18 protein-coding genes are annotated in these 18,239 nt (G+C 44.9%); 4 read left to right on the top strand and 14 right to left on the bottom strand.

Annotation, left to right across the window (positions count from 1 at the left end; translation table 11 throughout):
• Positions 1 to 186: 186 nt before the first annotated feature.
• Positions 187 to 2,442, bottom strand: a complete 2,256-nt coding sequence (gene helD, locus V1498_RS08870) for an RNA polymerase recycling motor HelD (protein ID WP_409298344.1) — start codon at positions 2,440 to 2,442, stop codon at positions 187 to 189.
• Positions 2,443 to 2,603: 161 nt separating this feature from the next.
• On the opposite strand from helD, the gene V1498_RS08865 reads away from it, so the two are divergent.
• The 3 genes from V1498_RS08865 (at position 2,604) to V1498_RS08855 (ending at position 5,344) form a co-directional block, all read left to right on the top strand.
• Complete coding sequence (locus V1498_RS08865; protein WP_409298342.1) at positions 2,604 to 3,314, top strand: Type 1 glutamine amidotransferase-like domain-containing protein; 711 nt, start codon at positions 2,604 to 2,606, stop codon at positions 3,312 to 3,314.
• 46 nt (positions 3,315 to 3,360) lie between these two features.
• The gene (locus V1498_RS08860) at positions 3,361 to 4,980 is read left to right on the top strand and encodes an ABC-F family ATP-binding cassette domain-containing protein (RefSeq protein ID WP_409298341.1); all 1,620 of its coding nucleotides are present in this window, start codon (positions 3,361 to 3,363) and stop codon (positions 4,978 to 4,980) included.
• A 94-nt stretch (positions 4,981 to 5,074) separates the two neighbouring features.
• Positions 5,075 to 5,344 carry a hypothetical protein gene (locus V1498_RS08855; protein WP_409298339.1) on the top strand — a complete coding sequence of 90 codons (270 nt, stop codon included), beginning with the start codon at positions 5,075 to 5,077 and terminating at the stop codon, positions 5,342 to 5,344.
• 21 nt (positions 5,345 to 5,365) lie between these two features.
• Here V1498_RS08855 and V1498_RS08850 read toward each other — a convergent pair whose 3' ends face one another.
• The 12 genes from V1498_RS08850 to V1498_RS08795 form a co-directional block, all read right to left on the bottom strand.
• Entirely contained in the window at positions 5,366 to 5,659 is a 294-nt protein-coding gene (locus V1498_RS08850; RefSeq protein WP_409298337.1) for a hypothetical protein, read from the bottom strand.
• Positions 5,660 to 7,461: 1,802 nt separating this feature from the next.
• Complete coding sequence (locus V1498_RS08845) at positions 7,462 to 7,533, bottom strand: hypothetical protein (protein ID WP_409299227.1); 72 nt, start codon at positions 7,531 to 7,533, stop codon at positions 7,462 to 7,464.
• A 129-nt stretch (positions 7,534 to 7,662) separates the two neighbouring features.
• Positions 7,663 to 8,448 (bottom strand): glucose-1-dehydrogenase, encoded by a 786-nt coding sequence (locus tag V1498_RS08840; RefSeq protein WP_409298335.1) that lies wholly within the window; start codon positions 8,446 to 8,448, stop codon positions 7,663 to 7,665.
• Between the two features lie 12 nt (positions 8,449 to 8,460).
• The gene (locus V1498_RS08835; RefSeq protein WP_409298333.1) at positions 8,461 to 9,315 is read right to left on the bottom strand and encodes a GRP family sugar transporter; all 855 of its coding nucleotides are present in this window, start codon (positions 9,313 to 9,315) and stop codon (positions 8,461 to 8,463) included.
• 307 nt (positions 9,316 to 9,622) lie between these two features.
• Positions 9,623 to 10,504, bottom strand: coding sequence for a hypothetical protein (locus V1498_RS08830; RefSeq protein ID WP_409298332.1), 882 nt, complete (start codon positions 10,502 to 10,504; stop codon positions 9,623 to 9,625).
• 67 nt (positions 10,505 to 10,571) lie between these two features.
• Positions 10,572 to 11,222, bottom strand: coding sequence for a PAQR family membrane homeostasis protein TrhA (gene trhA / locus V1498_RS08825; protein ID WP_409298330.1), 651 nt, complete (start codon positions 11,220 to 11,222; stop codon positions 10,572 to 10,574).
• 133 nt (positions 11,223 to 11,355) lie between these two features.
• Positions 11,356 to 11,988 carry a cell wall hydrolase gene (locus tag V1498_RS08820; protein WP_409298329.1) on the bottom strand — a complete coding sequence of 211 codons (633 nt, stop codon included), beginning with the start codon at positions 11,986 to 11,988 and terminating at the stop codon, positions 11,356 to 11,358.
• A 227-nt stretch (positions 11,989 to 12,215) separates the two neighbouring features.
• Entirely contained in the window at positions 12,216 to 12,917 is a 702-nt protein-coding gene (locus V1498_RS08815) for an ABC transporter ATP-binding protein (protein ID WP_409298327.1), read from the bottom strand.
• 12 nt (positions 12,918 to 12,929) lie between these two features.
• Complete coding sequence (locus V1498_RS08810; protein ID WP_409298325.1) at positions 12,930 to 13,706, bottom strand: ABC transporter ATP-binding protein; 777 nt, start codon at positions 13,704 to 13,706, stop codon at positions 12,930 to 12,932.
• 11 nt (positions 13,707 to 13,717) lie between these two features.
• Positions 13,718 to 14,989, bottom strand: coding sequence for a branched-chain amino acid ABC transporter permease (locus V1498_RS08805; RefSeq protein WP_409298323.1), 1,272 nt, complete (start codon positions 14,987 to 14,989; stop codon positions 13,718 to 13,720).
• A 10-nt stretch (positions 14,990 to 14,999) separates the two neighbouring features.
• Positions 15,000 to 15,986: a branched-chain amino acid ABC transporter permease gene (locus V1498_RS08800; RefSeq protein WP_409288696.1), complete on the bottom strand. Its 987-nt coding sequence runs from the start codon at positions 15,984 to 15,986 to the stop codon at positions 15,000 to 15,002.
• A gap of 67 nt (positions 15,987 to 16,053) precedes the next feature.
• Complete coding sequence (locus V1498_RS08795; protein WP_409298321.1) at positions 16,054 to 17,256, bottom strand: branched-chain amino acid ABC transporter substrate-binding protein; 1,203 nt, start codon at positions 17,254 to 17,256, stop codon at positions 16,054 to 16,056.
• 260 nt (positions 17,257 to 17,516) lie between these two features.
• On the opposite strand from V1498_RS08795, the gene V1498_RS08790 reads away from it, so the two are divergent.
• On the top strand, positions 17,517 to 17,807 hold the full coding sequence (locus V1498_RS08790; RefSeq protein ID WP_409298319.1) for a MerR family transcriptional regulator: 291 nt from the start codon (positions 17,517 to 17,519) through the stop codon (positions 17,805 to 17,807).
• 8 nt (positions 17,808 to 17,815) lie between these two features.
• On the opposite strand, the gene V1498_RS08785 is transcribed toward V1498_RS08790, so the two are convergent.
• Positions 17,816 to 18,217, bottom strand: coding sequence for a secondary thiamine-phosphate synthase enzyme YjbQ (locus V1498_RS08785; RefSeq protein WP_409298317.1), 402 nt, complete (start codon positions 18,215 to 18,217; stop codon positions 17,816 to 17,818).
• Positions 18,218 to 18,239 lie beyond the last annotated feature (22 nt).

The following is an 18,239-nucleotide window of genomic DNA, read 5'->3' as shown; positions in this document are numbered from 1 at the left end:
CATGCAGCCCGCGCATACTTAAATAAGCTTAAGTAAGCTAAAAAAATCCAGCTGCATCCGTATGAAATTACGGTTAGTTAAGAATGACACCCGACATAAAACAAACCCCTTTTTTATATGGTTTATTTGAAGATGGACTATTATATGTTAAAGATAATAAAACGGTTTCATATTGTCAATGGCTTTTCAAGAGCCAAGCAGGAAATCCTCCCTCTTCCTGCCAAAAAAATAGAGGCGGTGCAAGGGGCGTGTCATGGTAACATAAAGAAGCTTGATATCCAGTTCATTTTCCCTGCTGTAGGTTTCTTCATATGATACCGCCAGAACCGCATCGAATTCAAGTCCCTTAGACAAATAGGCTGGGAGGATGACAACCTTGTCTTTCGGAATGGATTCCTGCTCTTGCAGCAGCTTTACCCCGAAAGAGTCAAGATCTCTTAACAGGTCATATACGATCCGGCTGTCCTTCATGGTTTTGCAGATAATGGCAAAGGTTTGGAAATTTCCTTTCATTAGTTCTGAAATCCTGGCAGAAAGATGTGTCGTATATTCCCCTGGATCAGTTACGGCAGTAAATCCGGGCTTCTCGCCATGGCGGACAACCGGCTCAACACGCGGAAACTGATATGGGAGATACTGAAGGAGTTTGTTTGCTTCATCCATAATTTCCACTGTCGTCCGGTAGCTTTTCTGTAGCTCAGTATAAATGGCCCTGGGGAAAATCTTCTGCTGGATCGTTTCCCAGGAATCAAGACCTCTGTAGGAGTGAATTCCCTGTGCCAGGTCGCCCACCAGGGTGAACATATCTGTTTCATTCGCTGACTTAAGGGAAAGAAGCTGCATAAAGCTGTAATCCTGGGCCTCATCAATGACTATATTTTTGGCCCGTTTCTCCTTATCTACTCCAAACAGCTTGGAGTATAGATAAAGAATGGGTGCGAGATCTTCCAGCTCATATTGATTTTTAGCCAGCATATCATTCTGAGTGCCGGTTATAAGCTCCGCCTGCTCCATTGTAAGGCTGCCGCCCGAATACTTCTGAAGCTGTTTGGGGCTTTCAAATATTTCCTGATAATACTGGAGTATCCCCTTCTTCTCAAACTGTTTCATATACGACTTCAAAGAATCCCTTATGGCTTCCCGGATTTCCTTTAATCGTTCCTGTTTCTTATCGAGCGCGCTTGAAACTGCCTCCTTCCGCCTGGCTGGATCCATTCGTCCGAACAAGGCTCTGTCCAACCGGTCGTCATAAAACTTTTCAATGCCTTCCAGCATTTGTTTTTTATTGGCACGCACCTGATTGCGGATGATGTTCTTCAGCTTTTCCACGCGGCTGTATAGGGGCAGATACCAATATTCCTTCAACAGGAGATGCTTGAACCTTTTCGCTGAATACACTCTATATTTGTCTACATAAAAATCTTCATTCGGAATGAATCGCTTGTATACATCCAATAGATAGGAATCTATGATGTCCTTGAATGCCTGTGAACCTTTAAACCCGGAGATATAAGCAATAGTTCCCTTATCTGCATGACATCCCTCAAGGAGGGTGATCAGCTTATCATCCTTTCTCAGTTTCAGCTTCTTCCCGATGGCATTCTGTACATATTCACTGAAGGTAAATTGTTTGACCCTTTCCACACCAAGCTCTGGAAGGGCTTCTGATATGTAATCGATGAATAATCTGCTGGGTGCGATGATCATCATGCTTCGTGGATCAAATTGGTCTCTGTAATGATAAATAAAATAGGAGATTCGGTGAAGGGCTATGGTGGTTTTCCCGCTGCCGGCCGCACCCTGTACGATGATCGGCTTATTCAGGTCTGCCCGGATGATCCGGTTCTGCTCTTCCTGGATCGTTGCGACAATCTCAGTGAGCCTGTTGCTGGAGCTTTTCGACAGAGATTCCTGCAGGAGTTCGTCTGTGGTTGTCAAATCAATATCCCTGATGTCCTCAAGGTTTCCTCCCTCAATCATAAGCTGCCTTTTCAAGGAAATGTCGCCTTCGAATTCTTCTCCTTCAGCCATATAGCTGACCGCCCCGAGCCTTCCTTCATAGTACAGATTGGCAATGGGGGATCTCCAGTCAACAATAATCTGTTCCTGGCTTTCCCTCTGATACAGCGATGTTTTCCCAAAGTAGAGGATCTCCGGGTCTTGCTGGCCGTTTCGGATAAAATCCACCCGTGCAAAATAAGGCTTCATTTTGGCGCGGTTCAGACTCTCCAGTTCCTGGGAGGACATATCAAAGAAACTGGCATTTGTCAGGATCTCGGCATAGCCGCCGGTTTCAAGCCAGTCGGCATCTCCAAATACCTTTTCCATATTCTCTTTGAACTTATCTTTGCTCGTCTGAGCCGTTTGGATGACGGCGTCCATATACCTTTTGGTAAAATCCAGGCGATGAAGTTCTTTCATAAAATCAGGATGCTGCTCCATATTTCATTTTCTCCCTTCAAATGTTGGCTGTTGTGGAGAAAACACAGTTGGTGTAACGGTGAAATGGCGGAAATTCATATTATCAGAAAAGTCGGTCGAAAGCAATCCGGTTTTAAGAAATTACTGTATAATGAAAGAATCCTAAGTTTGAGGTGAAAAAAATGAAGCAAATCATTGCCCTTGGAGGCGGCGGATTCTCCATGGAGCCCGAAAATCCGCTTCTTGATTTATACATATTGGAGCAAGCTGGGAAAAAGTCGCCCAGCATCTGTTTCATTCCTACAGCATCCGGGGATTCTGACAGTTATATCAGCCGCTTCTACAAAGCTTTTGAAGCATACGACTGCCAGTCATCTCATCTTTCCCTGTTCAAGCCCCCCTCACAGGATCTCGAGTCCTTTGTTTTAGAAAAGGACATCATCTTTGTTGGCGGCGGGAACACAAAGAACCTGCTTGCGCTTTGGCGTGAATGGGAACTGGACCGGATTCTTTACAAAGCATGGGATAAGGGCATTGTGATGTCGGGGATAAGTGCCGGGGCCATCTGCTGGTTTGAAAGTGGAGTCACCGATTCTTTTGGCACCCTCCGGGAACTTTCCTCCCTTGGATTCCTTGGCGGCAGCTGCTGCCCGCATTATGATGGCGAGGCGGAACGCAGAGGCACCTATACTTCCTTGGTAAAAAACAGGAATCTAAAGGATGGCTATGCAATCGATGACGGAGCTGCCCTTCATTTCATAGGAAATGAGCTTCATACTATCGTTTCCTCAAGGAAGCATGCGGGTGCCTATTATGTGTCATTAAAGGATGGCGAAGCAGTGGAAGACCCGCTGCCTGCTAAGTATCTTGGGAGTACATATCTTCCTGAATGAAAATCTGTTATAATTAAAGATATTGTCTTTTTGGAGGTATTAGCAAATGATTACTGTAAATAATGTCGGCTTGCGCTATGGCGACCGCAAGCTGTTTGAAGATGTAAATATAAAATTCACTCCCGGAAATTGTTACGGGCTCATCGGTGCAAATGGTGCTGGTAAATCCACCTTCCTGAAAATCCTTTCCGGTGAAATCGAAGCACAGACCGGAGACGTGCACCTTGGCCCTGGCGAACGTCTGGCTGTGTTGAAACAGAACCACTTTGAATTTGAGGAAGAAGAAGTTTTATCCGTTGTAATCAGGGGGCATCAGCGTCTATTTGAAATCATGAAAGAAAAAGATGCCATCTATATGAAGGCAGACTTCTCGGATGAAGACGGCATCCGTGCGGCAGAGCTTGAAGGCGAATTTGCCGAATTGAATGGCTGGGAAGCGGAATCCGAAGCTGCCATCCTGTTAAAGGGACTGGGAATCGAGGAAAGGCTTCATTCTAAAAAAATGGCAGACCTCGGCGGCGGCGATAAAGTAAAAGTTCTTCTTGCACAGGCATTGTTCGGCAAACCGGATGTCCTTCTCCTGGATGAGCCGACCAACCACCTTGACATCAAAGCCATTCAATGGCTGGAAGAGTTCCTCATCAACTTTGAGAATACAGTCATCGTCGTTTCCCATGACCGGCACTTCCTGAATAAAGTATGCACACATATTGCTGACCTTGATTTTTCAAAAATCCAAGTGTATGTGGGCAACTATGACTTCTGGTATGAGTCCAGCCAGCTGGCTTCCAAGCTGACTTCAGAGTCAAACAAAAAGAAGGAAGAAAAGATTAAAGAACTACAGGCCTTTATTGCCCGTTTCAGCGCGAATGCATCAAAATCGAAACAGGCAACTTCCCGTAAAAAACTGCTGGATAAAATTTCACTTGATGATATCAGGCCCTCTTCACGCCGCTATCCTTATGTGCATTTCACTCCTGAAAGAGAAGTCGGAAACGATCTCTTGAGAGTCGAAGGACTTTCAAAAACGATTGACGGGGTAAAAGTACTCGATAATGTCTCTTTCATCATGAATAAAGGAGACAAAATTGCACTGGCCGGAACGGATGAGATCGCCAAGACGACTCTCTTTAAGATCCTTACAGGAGAGATGGAAGCAGACAGCGGGACGTATCGATGGGGTATTACAACTTCCCAGGCTTACTTCCCGAAAGACAACTCAGAGTATTTTGAAGGAAACGAGCAGTCACTTGTTGACTGGCTGCGCCAATTCTCACCAAACGATCAGAGCGAGAGCTTCCTTCGCGGCTTCCTTGGCAGAATGCTCTTCTCAGGAGAAGAAGTTCTCAAAAAGCCAAGCGTACTTTCCGGCGGAGAAAAAGTAAGATGCATGCTGTCTAAAATGATGCTCAGCGGTTCAAATGTACTCCTGCTTGACGAACCTACCAATCACCTGGATCTTGAGTCGATTACAGCCTTGAACAACGGATTGATCAACTTTAAAGGTTCCATGATTTTTGCTTCTCATGACCATCAGTTCATTCAGACAATCGCGAACCGCATCATTGAAATCACACCAAAAGGGCTGATCGATAAGCAGATGACTTATGATGAGTACCTTGAAAACAGTGATTTGCAGAAGCAGGTCAAAGAAATGTACAACTGATATATAGTACTGCCGGCCGAAAGTATCGGCCGGTTTTTTCATGTGGTATTTTCTCCTCCGCTTTTTTCCATACTGACTGTGAGGAGGGACAGAAATGAACATGGACGCTGTTGAATCTGTTTTTGACTTTTGTGGATGCTCCGGATTGTTTGACCGGTTTAAAACTCCTTTTTATGTAACCGGCTTATTTGAGACACTTGAGGATGCTGACCTTTTAGAGAAGTTTCTAGGTGTCTACGATTTCAGCAGCAGCGAAGAGCTGCTTTTTGATGAATTCCGTTATTTTTTTGACAGCTATCGTTTTCAATATGAAAAAGCACAGCTTATTTACAGCCTCTGTTCCAAACAAGAAGACCTTCCCTAACGGAAGGCCTTCATTTTTTCTTTATACGTAATAAGGGTATCCATAGTAGGGATAAGGGTATGGATAGCCATATCCGTATGGGTAGCCATATCCATAGCCATATCCTGGACTAAGCAGGGCCCCTGCTGCCAGGCCTCCAAGGAAGGCTCCTCCATAACCCCAGCCTCCGCCCCAGCCCCACGGCCGGCCCCAGCCAAAACCTGGCCTGCCGAAGCCAAATCCCGGCCTGCCAAAGCCAAAGCCTGGCCTGCCAAAACCGAAGCCCGGCCTTATTCTCTGATCATTCATATCATGTTCCATATATTGTGGATTCATTTTATTTCCTCCTCAGGACTCTATCTTTATATTTTTTACACTCACAGAATATGTGCAGGAGCACAGAACGGTATAGGCTGTTTAATCAGATAAGGATAAAAAAAGAACCTTAAAAGGTACAGGCTTTCGGCGCTCCGGGTTATCCATGCGAAAGAAAAAGGTCCGTAAAGCCTTATTTCATCAGCTCTACGGACCTATTTTAACTATAATCAGGTATATGCCATACATCGACTCGCGAGTAAAATTCGGAGGGTAACATGCCCCTCATCATTCTGCTGCTTCCTTGCAGTACAAAGGAGTGATAATACGAAGTTTAGCCACTCGAGCAACCCATTTGCCTCTATAAAATATACGGTCCAATCAAGAACATCAGGATCAGAATATTGACCACTGCGAAGTAAAAGAAGCGCCCGGCAGCATTCACATCCTTCAAACCGCTGAGTCGGAGGACACCGAAAGATAGGAGTGCCGCGATGCAGGGCCATACATAAAAGCTGCCCTGGAAAGTGAGATAATCAGGTGCAAAGATATAGGAATCCTTCCTTAAGGTAGAATTAAAGTAATAAAGCTGTGTCAGCAGGAAGAGCAGGATGGGCACATAAAGGACCCACTTTCTGGAGTCTTCATCCAAAAGATTGCCTTTTGAGAAAAACAAAATAGCATAAAATGTGCAAGGCAGGATGATCCACATCATGCTGGAAAAAAGCAGCAGGAAGCTCCCAAACAGGGCGGTCACTGTGTTAGAGACCGAAAATTTCACATCCGTTTTAGTGATTTCGCTGCCTTTCTCAATTGCATCTTTATTTGTGGATGCGCCATATAAGTCATTCTCCCCTCCGGTGAAATTCACCCACATCACCATTTCCTTTCCGGCCCAGACAGGCGAGTTAGGAAGATTGCGGGTGGTGCTGACCTTTTGGGCAATCCATTTCCCTTCCTTTTTTTTGGCAAGATACAGGTTATATCCTTGAAACTTCGAATATCGTTGTCCATTTGCCATAAAGAGAAGCTGTTCTGACCCTCCGTCAACCCTGAAATTGATGTTCCTTGGATCCCTGTATTCTGCCCCGGACTTTTGGTCAATAAAGTCGGCCCTGGACAGTACAGGCCTTTTCAAGGCTTTAATATCAAAGCCTGCCTCCCAGATATCATAGCTCTTGTTCCCCTGGGAAATTCTCATCATATTGAGCGCAAGAATAATATCATTTTCATTCCTGGATAGTTTAAAGGCTTCCAGTACCTCGCTGTTTGGAAACTCAATTTCAGGAAGAGGGAGCTTTTTATAATCTGTCCCCTTCCCTTCAAATAAAGTAAGCTTAAAGATTCCTGATCCTTTTTCCTCCGTCACGACGAACGAGTCTTTATCGAAGGCGGCATCAATGATGGGATAATCTGCATGATGAATTTTTTTCGACTTAATATTTACTGTATCTACTATGTATAAGTCTTCATTCTTCCAGAATATAAGGCTGTCACTTCCTGCCCTTGCACTGGAAAGATCTTTTTCTATCAATCTCTTTTCACCATTACGAAATAAGTATAAATCTGTTTCATCCTGATAAATGACATCCTTCCCATCCGTCCAAAATGCAGAATTACCAGGTATGGAAATGTCAGCTACTTTCTTTTTTCCGCAGTCGAGGTTCGCGGAGCATATTATTTCTGAAACCGCTTGGTCTTCCGCGAAAAACAGCCTTTCATTATGTATAAAGGGAGCCTGGAGGGTAGAGGCTTTTCCCCCTGTCTCTATTGACCTGCTCCAATCAACGCTTGGCTGCATGATCTCAAGCCTGGTATTTTCACTAAATAATAGTAAAACGAGGATAAATAGTAGGAATAGCGGGATGAAAACGGCCCTTTTTGTCACGTAATATTCTCCTTTTCTTTCTATCTACCTACATCATAATCCAAGATTCTCCAATTGTCTCCCGTTTTTTTTTTGACTATTCGACATTGTCTTCTCCAGGCAAAAAAAAGCCTCTCCATTGAGAGACTTTTCTCTATCATCCTTTACCAGCCTGAAAGCCCGGATATTTAGTCATGCCTCCATCAGCATATAATGTGATGCCCGTTACATAGCTTGATTCAGAGGAAGCAAGCCAGGCGGCGCAGGCGGCAATTTCTTCCGGTTTTCCGATATAGCCCATCGGGATCAGATTGATGACTTCCTCTTTCGCCTTCGGATCTTCAAACTTTTCAGCGTTAATAGGGGTATCGATTGCTCCGGGGGAAATATTATTTACTCGTATCCCCTTTGGAGCATATTCAAGCGCCAGTGTCTCGGTCATCATCTTGACACCGCCTTTACTCGCTGCATAATGTGTGAAATGCGGCCAAGGAATACGATCATGTACCGAGGACATATTGATGACAGATCCTTTAATATCATGCTCCAGCATATGCTTGATCGCTTCCCTGCTGCCTAAGAACATGCCAGTCAGATTCACGCTGATCACTTTATTCCAATCTTCAAGTGAAAGCTCTTCTGTAGGAACTTCATTTTCAATACCTGCATTATTGATCATAATATCCAGGGTGCCAAATGTCCGGACAGCAAATTGAATCATTTCCTTAACATCTTCCTCGTTTGTAACATCGCCTTTGATTATAGCGGCCTGGCCGCCTTGAGCCTTGATTTGTTCTGCCAATTCTTCTGCTTCATTATCTTTAGAACGGTAATTGATGACTACCTTGACACCTTCTGCGGCAAGCCGCTCAGCAGCTGCCCTGCCGATACCGCTCGCTCCTCCTGTTACCAGCGCCGTCTTGCCTTCTAAATCCTTATACATCTATAATCCCTCCTATTTTTTGGTTACTCCGAGTATCACACCGCCTGCAATAATAAGCAGACTGCCGATAATGACGAAGATCAGCTGCTTTTTCGTCTTTTTCTCGCCAAGCAGGAATATCCCGCCTAAAGTGGATATGATGATGCCCATCTGTGACATGGAAAAGCTGACTGCCACGCCTATCAAAGGGATAGCCAGAAGAAGTCCCAGATTTCCGGCTGCCCACATCAATCCAGTTAATATATTTCTGACGGCAAACTTTGTAAAAGGCTTATGCTTGAACGACATGAGCAATGCACCCGATGCCATCCCCACTGATTGAGGCAGCACGGCCTCCCAGCCGCCTATATTGAACCACCTGATGATGACCACATACCCTGCAAATCCTGCAGTTGAAATCAGCAGTGTCATAATGCCCCGCTTCAGTTCTCCTCCTTTTTCATCCTCCTCCTTCTGCCCGGATGAAATTAAAAGGACCCCTCCAATGATCAGGGCCAGGGATATAATGCCGAGGATGATGGCTGCCTTGGTATTCCATTCATTGAAGACCAGCACACCAAATGCGGATGTAGCCACAAGCTGCATCCCTGTTGAGATGGGCACCGCTTTGGAAACACCCACATATTCAACACTTGCCAATTGGTTCAATTGGCCGATTGCCCATGAAAATCCGGAAATAAAACCAATTAAAAAGATAAAGGGAGTAATATCCGGGGTCTTAAATAAAAAGATGAATACAGAAAAAATAAACGCTCCGATTGAAATGCCGAGCGTCTGGCTGTAAGAATTGCCGCCAAGCTTCACACTCACGAGCACAAGGCTGCCCCAGGCTATGGCGGGCAGCAATGCATAAATAATTCCAAGCATACACTCACCTGTTTCTCCATGATGTTTTATGTGTCTAGTTAGTTAATATCCTTAAACCTCATTTCTTAATCTTATTTTGCTCATGTATGAGGGAATTTATTTGTCGGGAGATGGGGAATTGTAAAAACCGCCCTCCGTATTTCAGGATATAATTACCCGCCAGGCAGAGCCAATTTCGTCATGCTTTCCCGACCGAAGAAAAGCAAGATGTCTTATACTGCTCCAAGCCTGGTATGCTTGCAGGCAGCTATAAATAATAAGGAGGCCGGTTACCCGGCCCCCTTTTATCTATCGCGACGGTTCTTTTTTATCCTCTGCTATAAATCTTTAATTTCAGATGTCCCCATTCTTCCTGGAGAACGGAGAGATGGACAATTTTCCAGGGATTAAAAAATGTTTGGCCATTCTTGTTGAAAAAGAGAAGATCTCCGATGTGGAAGGACGCGTGCTGAATGACTCCTTTATCGTTTTCCCAGGTAATTATGTCTCCTGGTTCCGGCATTCCCTGTTTCTTAACTGAAAATCCAGCCAGGGTAATTCCATTCAAGAACGTCTTTTGATGGACCCATTCATGAAGAATCCATTCGTCTCCCGATGCAGCATATAAGGATGACGCCAGGCAGTTGCTCCCTGCTCTGACTGGAAAGGAATTGGCATATTTCCTTAAATGATCCGGCGCCGTTTCCGGGATTTCCTCACAAACCCAGGTATCCCACTCCCGGGCTGTCTCTTTTAAAAGACCATGCTTCTTTTCCCGATCCAGGCTTTTCCACATATCACAGTGGAGAACCATATATAATCCCTGGCTATCTTCCACAATATATTGTACCGGGAACTCATGCCTCTTAACCTGTGGCAGATTAAGAATAAGTCCCCTTTGCATCCGGACCTGGATTTCATTTAAGGACAATTGAATTTCGCGCGGCAGTTTAGAATACCAGCCGGGAGGTGCAGCTATGATCAATTCAGCCTCTGATGAGATATTCCAGTATTCATAGCTGCTTGCTAATTGCACATCATTATAAAAAGAATGGTTCATAAATTCTGTTCTAGGAAAGATAAGTACATTTCCGAGAAACCTCTTAAATACATGAAAATCTTCACCGCTCAGGAATAGGATGTCACGGTCCGGCACATAGCGCGTCATCCACTCATCCAGCTGTGAAGCGGCTGGTTCAATTACTTCCATTTCTCTCTCTCCCGCTGCAATTGGTTTTGTTCAAAAAAACCTGCCCAGGCCCTGGGCAGGAAGACAATCAGATTGTAATCGGCAGTACATACTTCAATACTGCAAAGAAATGGGCCGCTGTGCCGCCTAATACAAAGAGATGCCAGATTGCATGGTGAAAGGGAAATCCTCTCCATACATAAAATACAGCTCCTATGGTATATAAAATACCGCCGGCTACCAAAAGCTGCAGACCTCCCGCAGGAAGCGATTCAGCGAGCGGACCCCAGGCAATGACAATGAGCCAGCCCATAACTATGTATAGAACGGTTGAAAGATAAAGGAACCTTTTGACAAAGAATGACTTGAATATAACCCCAACGACCGCGATTCCCCACACAATCCCCAGCAGGCTCCATCCAAGTGCACCCTTGATCACAATCAAGGTGAAGGGGGTGTATGTTCCTGCAATGAAAAGATAGATTGCAGAGTGATCAAAAATCTCGAATATATCCTTAGCTTTTCCAGGTGGAAAGCTATGTACCAAAGTCGAAGATACATATAGAAGCAGCATGGTCACGCCAAATATAATGAAGGAAACAACATGCCACGCGGTCCCTTCGCTTGCGGAGAATGTGATGAGGAAAACCAAAGCGGCAATGCTCAAGCATACACCAATGCCGTGGGTGATGGCATTGACCAGCTCTTCTTTTTTTGAATACGTATGTGTGTCGGCCATTTACGCGCCCCCTCTATTTTTGATCCTGGTACTGTATTTATTATTTTAACACAATGCTAAATTAATGCAGATAAAAAGGTCTCTCTCCGAAAAACGAAAAAAACACCGGATGCCCGGTGCTTTCGGGTGGTTCTTATTTAGCAAATGTATGCTGCCCAATTTTTTTTACAACGGTCAGGGTGCGCATCCACTTGCTGTCTGTCAGGTCGGGATTATAGAAATAAATGGATTCTTCTGCTGGAATCTTTCCTGTACCTTGCAGGGCAATCGCCTCATTGGCGGCTTTTTTGGCCTCAACGCTTGCCGGCTTATTGATTTCTCCATTTGATACAGGAGTGAATTGTTTCTTTTCCAGTATCACTCCCTTTACGGTCTCGGGAAAAGCCTCATGCTTTGTGCGATTCAGCACTACATTCGCGACCGCAAGTTTTCCATTGTAGGGCTCACCCTTGGCTTCAGCATTAACAAGCCGGGCCAGCAGGTCTTTCTCGCTTTGAGTGTAGGTTTTTGGAAGAACAATCTTTTGGCCCCGCTGTACTTTTTTATATTTTTTCTTTAAAGGAGCAAGCGGAACTCCTTCTTTTTTCGCAATTTCTTCTATATTTTCATTGTTCTTGACTTTATATAACGTGCCCTCTGCAGGTACCTTTTCCATAATAGGCTGTTCCTTATTTACTGCTGTTTCTGCTTTTTCAGCCTGTAGAGGAGCAGGCGCCTTCAGTGATAAAATCAAGGCAAGCGGAATTAAAAATTTAACAAATGTCATCCCTTTTCCTCCTTTGAAAAATACCTATACAGCCTAACATGCTTTATACAGCCTGAACAGGTTAAGTATTTTCCATGGCAGAGGAGGAATAACTTTCTTCTTTCATCGATAGCAGGATGCAGGCCTTATATTGGTATGTGCCGCTCCTTCATCTCGTGGTATACACCCTTTCTCCATGCTCATCCTGCTCCAAAAATAAAAACCTGCCAAGGACAGGTTTTTAAAATTTAAGCCAAGTAAGCTTCTCTCACTTCATCATTGCTGATCAAATCCTTGCCGTATCCTTCAAGCTTGATTGCCCCTGTTTGAATAACATAGCCGCGGTGGGCGATTTGAAGTGCCTGGAAGGCATTTTGTTCAACAAGCAGGATGGTGATTCCTTCTCTGTTGAGATCCTGGATGATTTCAAATATCTGTTCGACGATGATGGGAGCAAGTCCCATCGACGGTTCATCGAGCATGAGCAGCTGGGGCTTCATCATTAAGGCACGTCCAATCGCAAGCATCTGCTGTTCGCCTCCGCTCATGGTGCCCCCTTTCTGCTGCACCCGGTCCTTTAGCTTTGGAAAATATTCAAAGACTTTTTCCATTCTTTCTTCTATAACCTGTTTATCTTTGACTGAGAATGCTCCCATCAGCAGGTTTTCTCTGACAGTCAGCCGGGGAAATATTTTTCGGCCTTCAGGCACATGGGCTATGCCCTTCAGAGCAGTATCATGTGCCAGGGTCTTGGTTATATTTTCGCCTTTATACGAAATCACACCGCCCTGTACTTTGACAAGCCCGCTGATTGACTTAAGGGCAGTTGACTTCCCGGCTCCATTGCTGCCGATCAATGTCACGATTTCACCCTGCTGAACATGCAGGCTGATACCTTTAAGGGCCTGTATGCCGCTATAATATGTTTGTACTTCCTTCAATTCAAGCATCCTTGCCACCCCTTATCCAGCATGGACCGCACCGGTCCCGAGATATGCTTCAATCACCTTTGGGTCGGACCTGATTTCAGCAGGCAGCCCCTCGGCGATTTTCACTCCATGATCCAATACGTATATGTGTTCAGATATTTCCATTACGAGCTTCATATCATGCTCGATCAGTACCACGGTGAGATTGAATTCATCCCTGATTCTCTTAATGAGGGATGTCAAGTCCCTGGTTTCTTTCGGGTTCATCCCTGCAGCCGGCTCGTCAAGGAGCAGCAGCTTAGGCTTTGCTGCAAGTGCCCTTGCGATCTCAAGCCGCCGCTGTGCGCCGTAACTCAGGCTGCTTGCTGTTTCATTCATAAGAGATTCAAGGCCCACATATTCAAGCAGACGATAGGCTTGTCTTTCTGCTTGTTTCTCTTCTTTCCTGACCCTTGGAAGATTGAACAGGATGCCGAACAAGCCCGCTTTTAAATGGGTATGCATGCCTACCAGGACATTTTCTATTACAGACATCTCACTGAACAGCCGGATATTTTGGAATGTCCTTGAAATGCCCTTTCGTGATACTTCATGGGGCTTCATGTTATGGATGGCTTCTCCTTCAAGATGTATACTGCCTGACGTAGGCTGATAAACGCCTGTGATCATATTAAAAAAAGTAGTCTTGCCCGCTCCATTTGGACCGATGACAGCTGTTATCGAGTTTTTTGGGATTGTCATCGACACATCCTGATTAGCGGTCAACCCTCCGAATTTTTTGGTTAAACCTGAAACTTCCAATATTCCCATGCTCCAGCCTCCTATGCCTCTGCCTTTTGATCACGATCCACCCCGGTAAGTTTTTGAGAGGCAGATTCATCGTTCTTATAAATGGGATTGCGGGCGGGTATTAAACCTTTCGGCCTGTAAAGTGCAAACAAAATCAACAGTGCACCAAAGATAAACCTCTGCATTTTGGATGGAGAAAGGGCATCCGGGATACTGACTGCCCCTGACAGGCTCAGCTCATTAAGCCAGTTTGTAAGCTCAGTCAATACCTGCAGATTCAGAATAGTCATCACTGCCGCACCCAGGATAACACCGGGGACACTGCCCATGCCTCCAAGTATCACCATTACCAGTATGGTGATGGATTCAAGGAGAGTAAAACTCGTGGGATCGACGAATGTCTGCTTTCCAGCAAATATGACGCCCATCATGCCTGAAAAGGATGCTCCTACTGCAAAGGCAATCAATTTTGTCCTTACCAGCGGAACTCCCATTGCCTGGGCGGCTATCTCATTTTCACGCACCGCTTTCCACGAACGGCCGACCTTTGAATGCTCAAACCGCCTGACCGTAAATATGGTGAACACCAATATGATCAATACCACATAATAAAATTGGCTTGAATAGATAAGTTCAATCCCAAAGATCCTTGGCGGCGTGATGGACGCAATTCCCATCGCGCCATTGGTAATGTTGAGCGGCTTGTCCAGGTTATTGAAAATAATCCGGATTATTTCGCCGAAACCCAGGGTCACTATTGCCAGATAATCACCTTTTACCCTCAGGACAGGAATTCCGAGGAGGATGCCGAATAATGCGGCGGCAAGGCATCCTATTACGATGAACAGCCAAAAGCTTTCTCCTGCGAGCGGGAAAGTGCCGAACGGCATGAAATTGGCTGCCTGGCCTGTGGCAAAAATTCCATATGTATAGGCTCCTACTGCAAAAAATGCTACAAAGCCCAAATCCAGCAGTCCGGCCATACCGACTACGATATTAAGCCCTAGTGCCATAGCGATATAAATCCCCACCAGGCAGGCCACTTCCATATAAGATTCATATGCATCCCCGCCGCTTGCAGCCACAGGCAGCAAGATTGCCAGGATCACTCCAGCCGCCAGCCATTTTGCCCAGTTTGGAAACTTCGTAAAGTACAGGAGCAGCAAGGAAGACAGAAGCAAAAGGAAAGCCGTAACGGATTTCTGCGCCAGGTACAAGCTTACTGTTGTAACAGATACGAAAGCCAAAAGGAATACGCCCTGAAACCATTTATTTTCTGAATATGAATTCCATAATTTTTTCATGCTGACTCACCTACACTTTCTCTGCCACAGGTTTCCCTAATAAGCCTTCCGGCTTGAAGATCAACACTATGATTAAAATGGCAAACGCGAATACATCCTTATACTCCGCTCCAAAAACACCCGATGTAAGAAGGGTCAGATTAGCTGAAGCGAACATTTCCATGACCCCGAGCAAGAGCCCCCCGAGCATCGCTCCCCGGATATTACCAATCCCCCCCAGGACCGCTGCTGTAAATGCCTTCAAACCAAGGATGAATCCGATGTAAGGGTCAATGGTGCCATATTGTACTGCGAAGAGCACGCCAGTCGCCCCTCCTAGTGCTGAACCAATAAAGAACGTAAGTGATATTACTTTGTTAACATTAACCGACATTAGCGATGCTGTTTCCCTGTCCTGGGCAACAGCCCTCATGGCCATTCCCCATTTTGTTTTATTGACGAAGAAATCAAGGAACACCATCATGATTACTGCCGTTACGAGAACAATGATAAAAGATCCCTTTATGGATGCGTCATTGAATATGGATGAAATAGATGAGGCATTGATTTTGATCTGATTTGTAAAAAGACTCGGTCCAGTCACGATATAATTTCCCTTTTTCACTTCAGCAATAAATCGGATCAGATCCTGAAGCAAAAAGGAAATGCCAATTGCCGTAATAAGCGGAATCAGTTTGGGCGCATTGCGGAGCGGCCGGTATGCCACTCTTTCAATCCCCATACCGAGAAGCCCGGTTAAAATGGCAGTAAGAAGCAAAACTGTGATCAGCATTACAATAGCAGGAAGGGCGGAGACCCATCCAATCCCTGTAAATATAATCAGCAGGGTGGTGCCGATAAAGGCTCCCGTCATAAAGATTTCACCATGTGCAAAATTAATCAGTTCCAGAATTCCATAAACCATGGTATATCCTAGTGCTATGACTGCATATACAGTCCCGAGCGTAATTCCATCTATTAATACCTGCGGGATGGATTGCAAAATATCGTTCAGCATCTGCCCTAATCACTCTCCTGTATAATATGAGAAAGGGCAGGCCCCGCCTGCCCTCTCCAGCAGCTATTTATTTCTTTGGAATTTCAGCGTCGAATGCAGGCGGATATTCTGCACCTTCGAATTTATATACGAAGAATTTAGCAAAGTCATTATCGCCTTTTGAATCAAAGCTTACCTTGGTGACAGCTCCCTGGAAGTCCTTAACAGATCTTACTGCGTTCATGACCTGTTCGCGTGTCGGCATTTTTTTGCCATTTGCAGTGATTGCATCTTCCAGGCCTTTTAGAACTACTCCCATAGAATCATAGCCATAAACGGAATAGGATTCTGTCGGCTTGTTGAATTTTGCCTTATAATCTGCAGCAAACTTCTTGCCGCTGTCCGTTCCTTCTGTATCACCCGCAACTGAAGTAATGAACACATTGCTTACTGCTTTACCGGCAATTTCTACAAGCGTCGATGAATCCAGGCCGTCTCCGCCCATGAATGGTACATCAATTCCTTTTTCCCTCGCCTGTTTAATAATCAGTCCGCCTTCTGAGTAAAGCCCGCCGAAGAATACAAGATCAGGCTTTTTGGAGAGAACCTGGTTCACGACGCCGTTGAAATCTTTTTCACCAACTGTGATTCCCTCATACCCCACCACTTTTGCACCTTTCTCTTCTACTGATTTCTTGAAGGCATCAGCAAGTCCTGTCCCGTAGGCAGTTTTATCCTGGATAATAAAGACTTTCTTTGCTCCAAGCTTTCCTGTGGCATATTCGGCACCGGCAGGTCCCTGGTAATCATCTCTTCCGCAAATCCTGTTTACTGACTTAAGGTTTCGGTCGGTCACATCAGTAGCGGTATTGGAAGGAGATACCATTGGAATTTTATATTTTTCATAGATTTCCGAAGATGGGATGGCCACGCCGGAATTCAGGTGACCTACAATTCCCATGATCTGTTTATCGGAACCTATCAATTGTGCGTTGGCTACACCCTTTTTCGGATCACCCTGATCATCATATGGCTGCAGTTTTAGTTCGAAGCCCAGCTCCTTGAATTTTTCCTTTTGCTCATCGAGCCGGAGCTGCGCCCCAAGCTTAATTGCTTCACCCAGTGTTGCGCTTCCGCCAGAGAGCGGAGTCTGAGTAGCGATCTTGATTACTTTCAGGTTTTTGCTGCTTCCGCCATCCCCTGACGCTGGATCATCCTTACCGCATCCAGAAAGGATTCCAAAAGCAAGAGAAGCTGTCAGTAAAATGGACATTGGCTTTTTTACATTCATTTACTTACCCCCTAATATTTTTCTAAATATTCAGTTTTTTTAGTCCAAAAGTACTCCTTTCCAAAGTCTCTTGTCTTATCAAAACTTTTTTTTAGTATAAATAGTCCCGCTTGTCTTTACAGCAAGTATGTTAGACTTTCTAACATACTTTTTTAAAAAACTCGAAATATGTTGGATTTTGTATTTCTATTTTTATTGATATATGACCCAGCCTCTTTTACGCTAATTATAACTAAGCCTACCATATAGGAGAATAGCGGGTGAGCAATGTGGGTTGGAATGATTTTAAGGATAAGAAAGTAATTTCCATTGGCATTGTCAGCGAGCTGACCGGATTATCTGAACGAAAAATCAGATATTATGAAGAGCGCAAGCTCATTTTTCCTGACCGATCAAAATCAGGCATGCGGAAATACTCTTTCAATGATATTGAATTATTGGCTGAAATAGCTGATCATATCGAGGACGGAGTCCTCACAAACGAAATACGCCAAGAATTAAAGAAAAAGGAGCAGCTGCCAGCTGCCCCCACCCTAAACATTCCGATATAAAGAAAGCATTATGGGGCCGGAATCAGTTTCACAAAAAATTCTCTGGTCCTCGGCCCATCCCATTCGCAGAAATAAACTCCCTGCCATGTTCCTAGCAGCAGTTCTCCATCAGCTATGATGAGATGCTGTGAGCTTCCGACAGTGCAGGCTTTTAAATGTGCGGCCGTATTGCCTTCGAGGTGGCGGTCCAGGGCATGGGTCCATGGAAACAGCTCATCAAGTCTCCGTATGATGTCTGTCTTCACATCCGGATCTGCATTTTCATTGATGGTTATGCCTGCAGTGGTATGCGGACAATAGACGAGCACAGCTCCCGCGTTTATCACCCCGGAAATTATACCCCTGATCTCGTTCGTAATATCAATCATTTCATCCCGCTTCGAAGTCTGGATCGTTACCTTTTTCAGCATCGTTTTCCCTCCTCGGTACAGT

Source organism: Paraperibacillus marinus (genome assembly GCF_046237605.1).
GTDB lineage: Bacteria > Bacillota > Bacilli > Bacillales > DSM-1321 > Paraperibacillus > Paraperibacillus marinus.
This window is presented reverse-complemented; position numbering and strand designations above follow the sequence as displayed.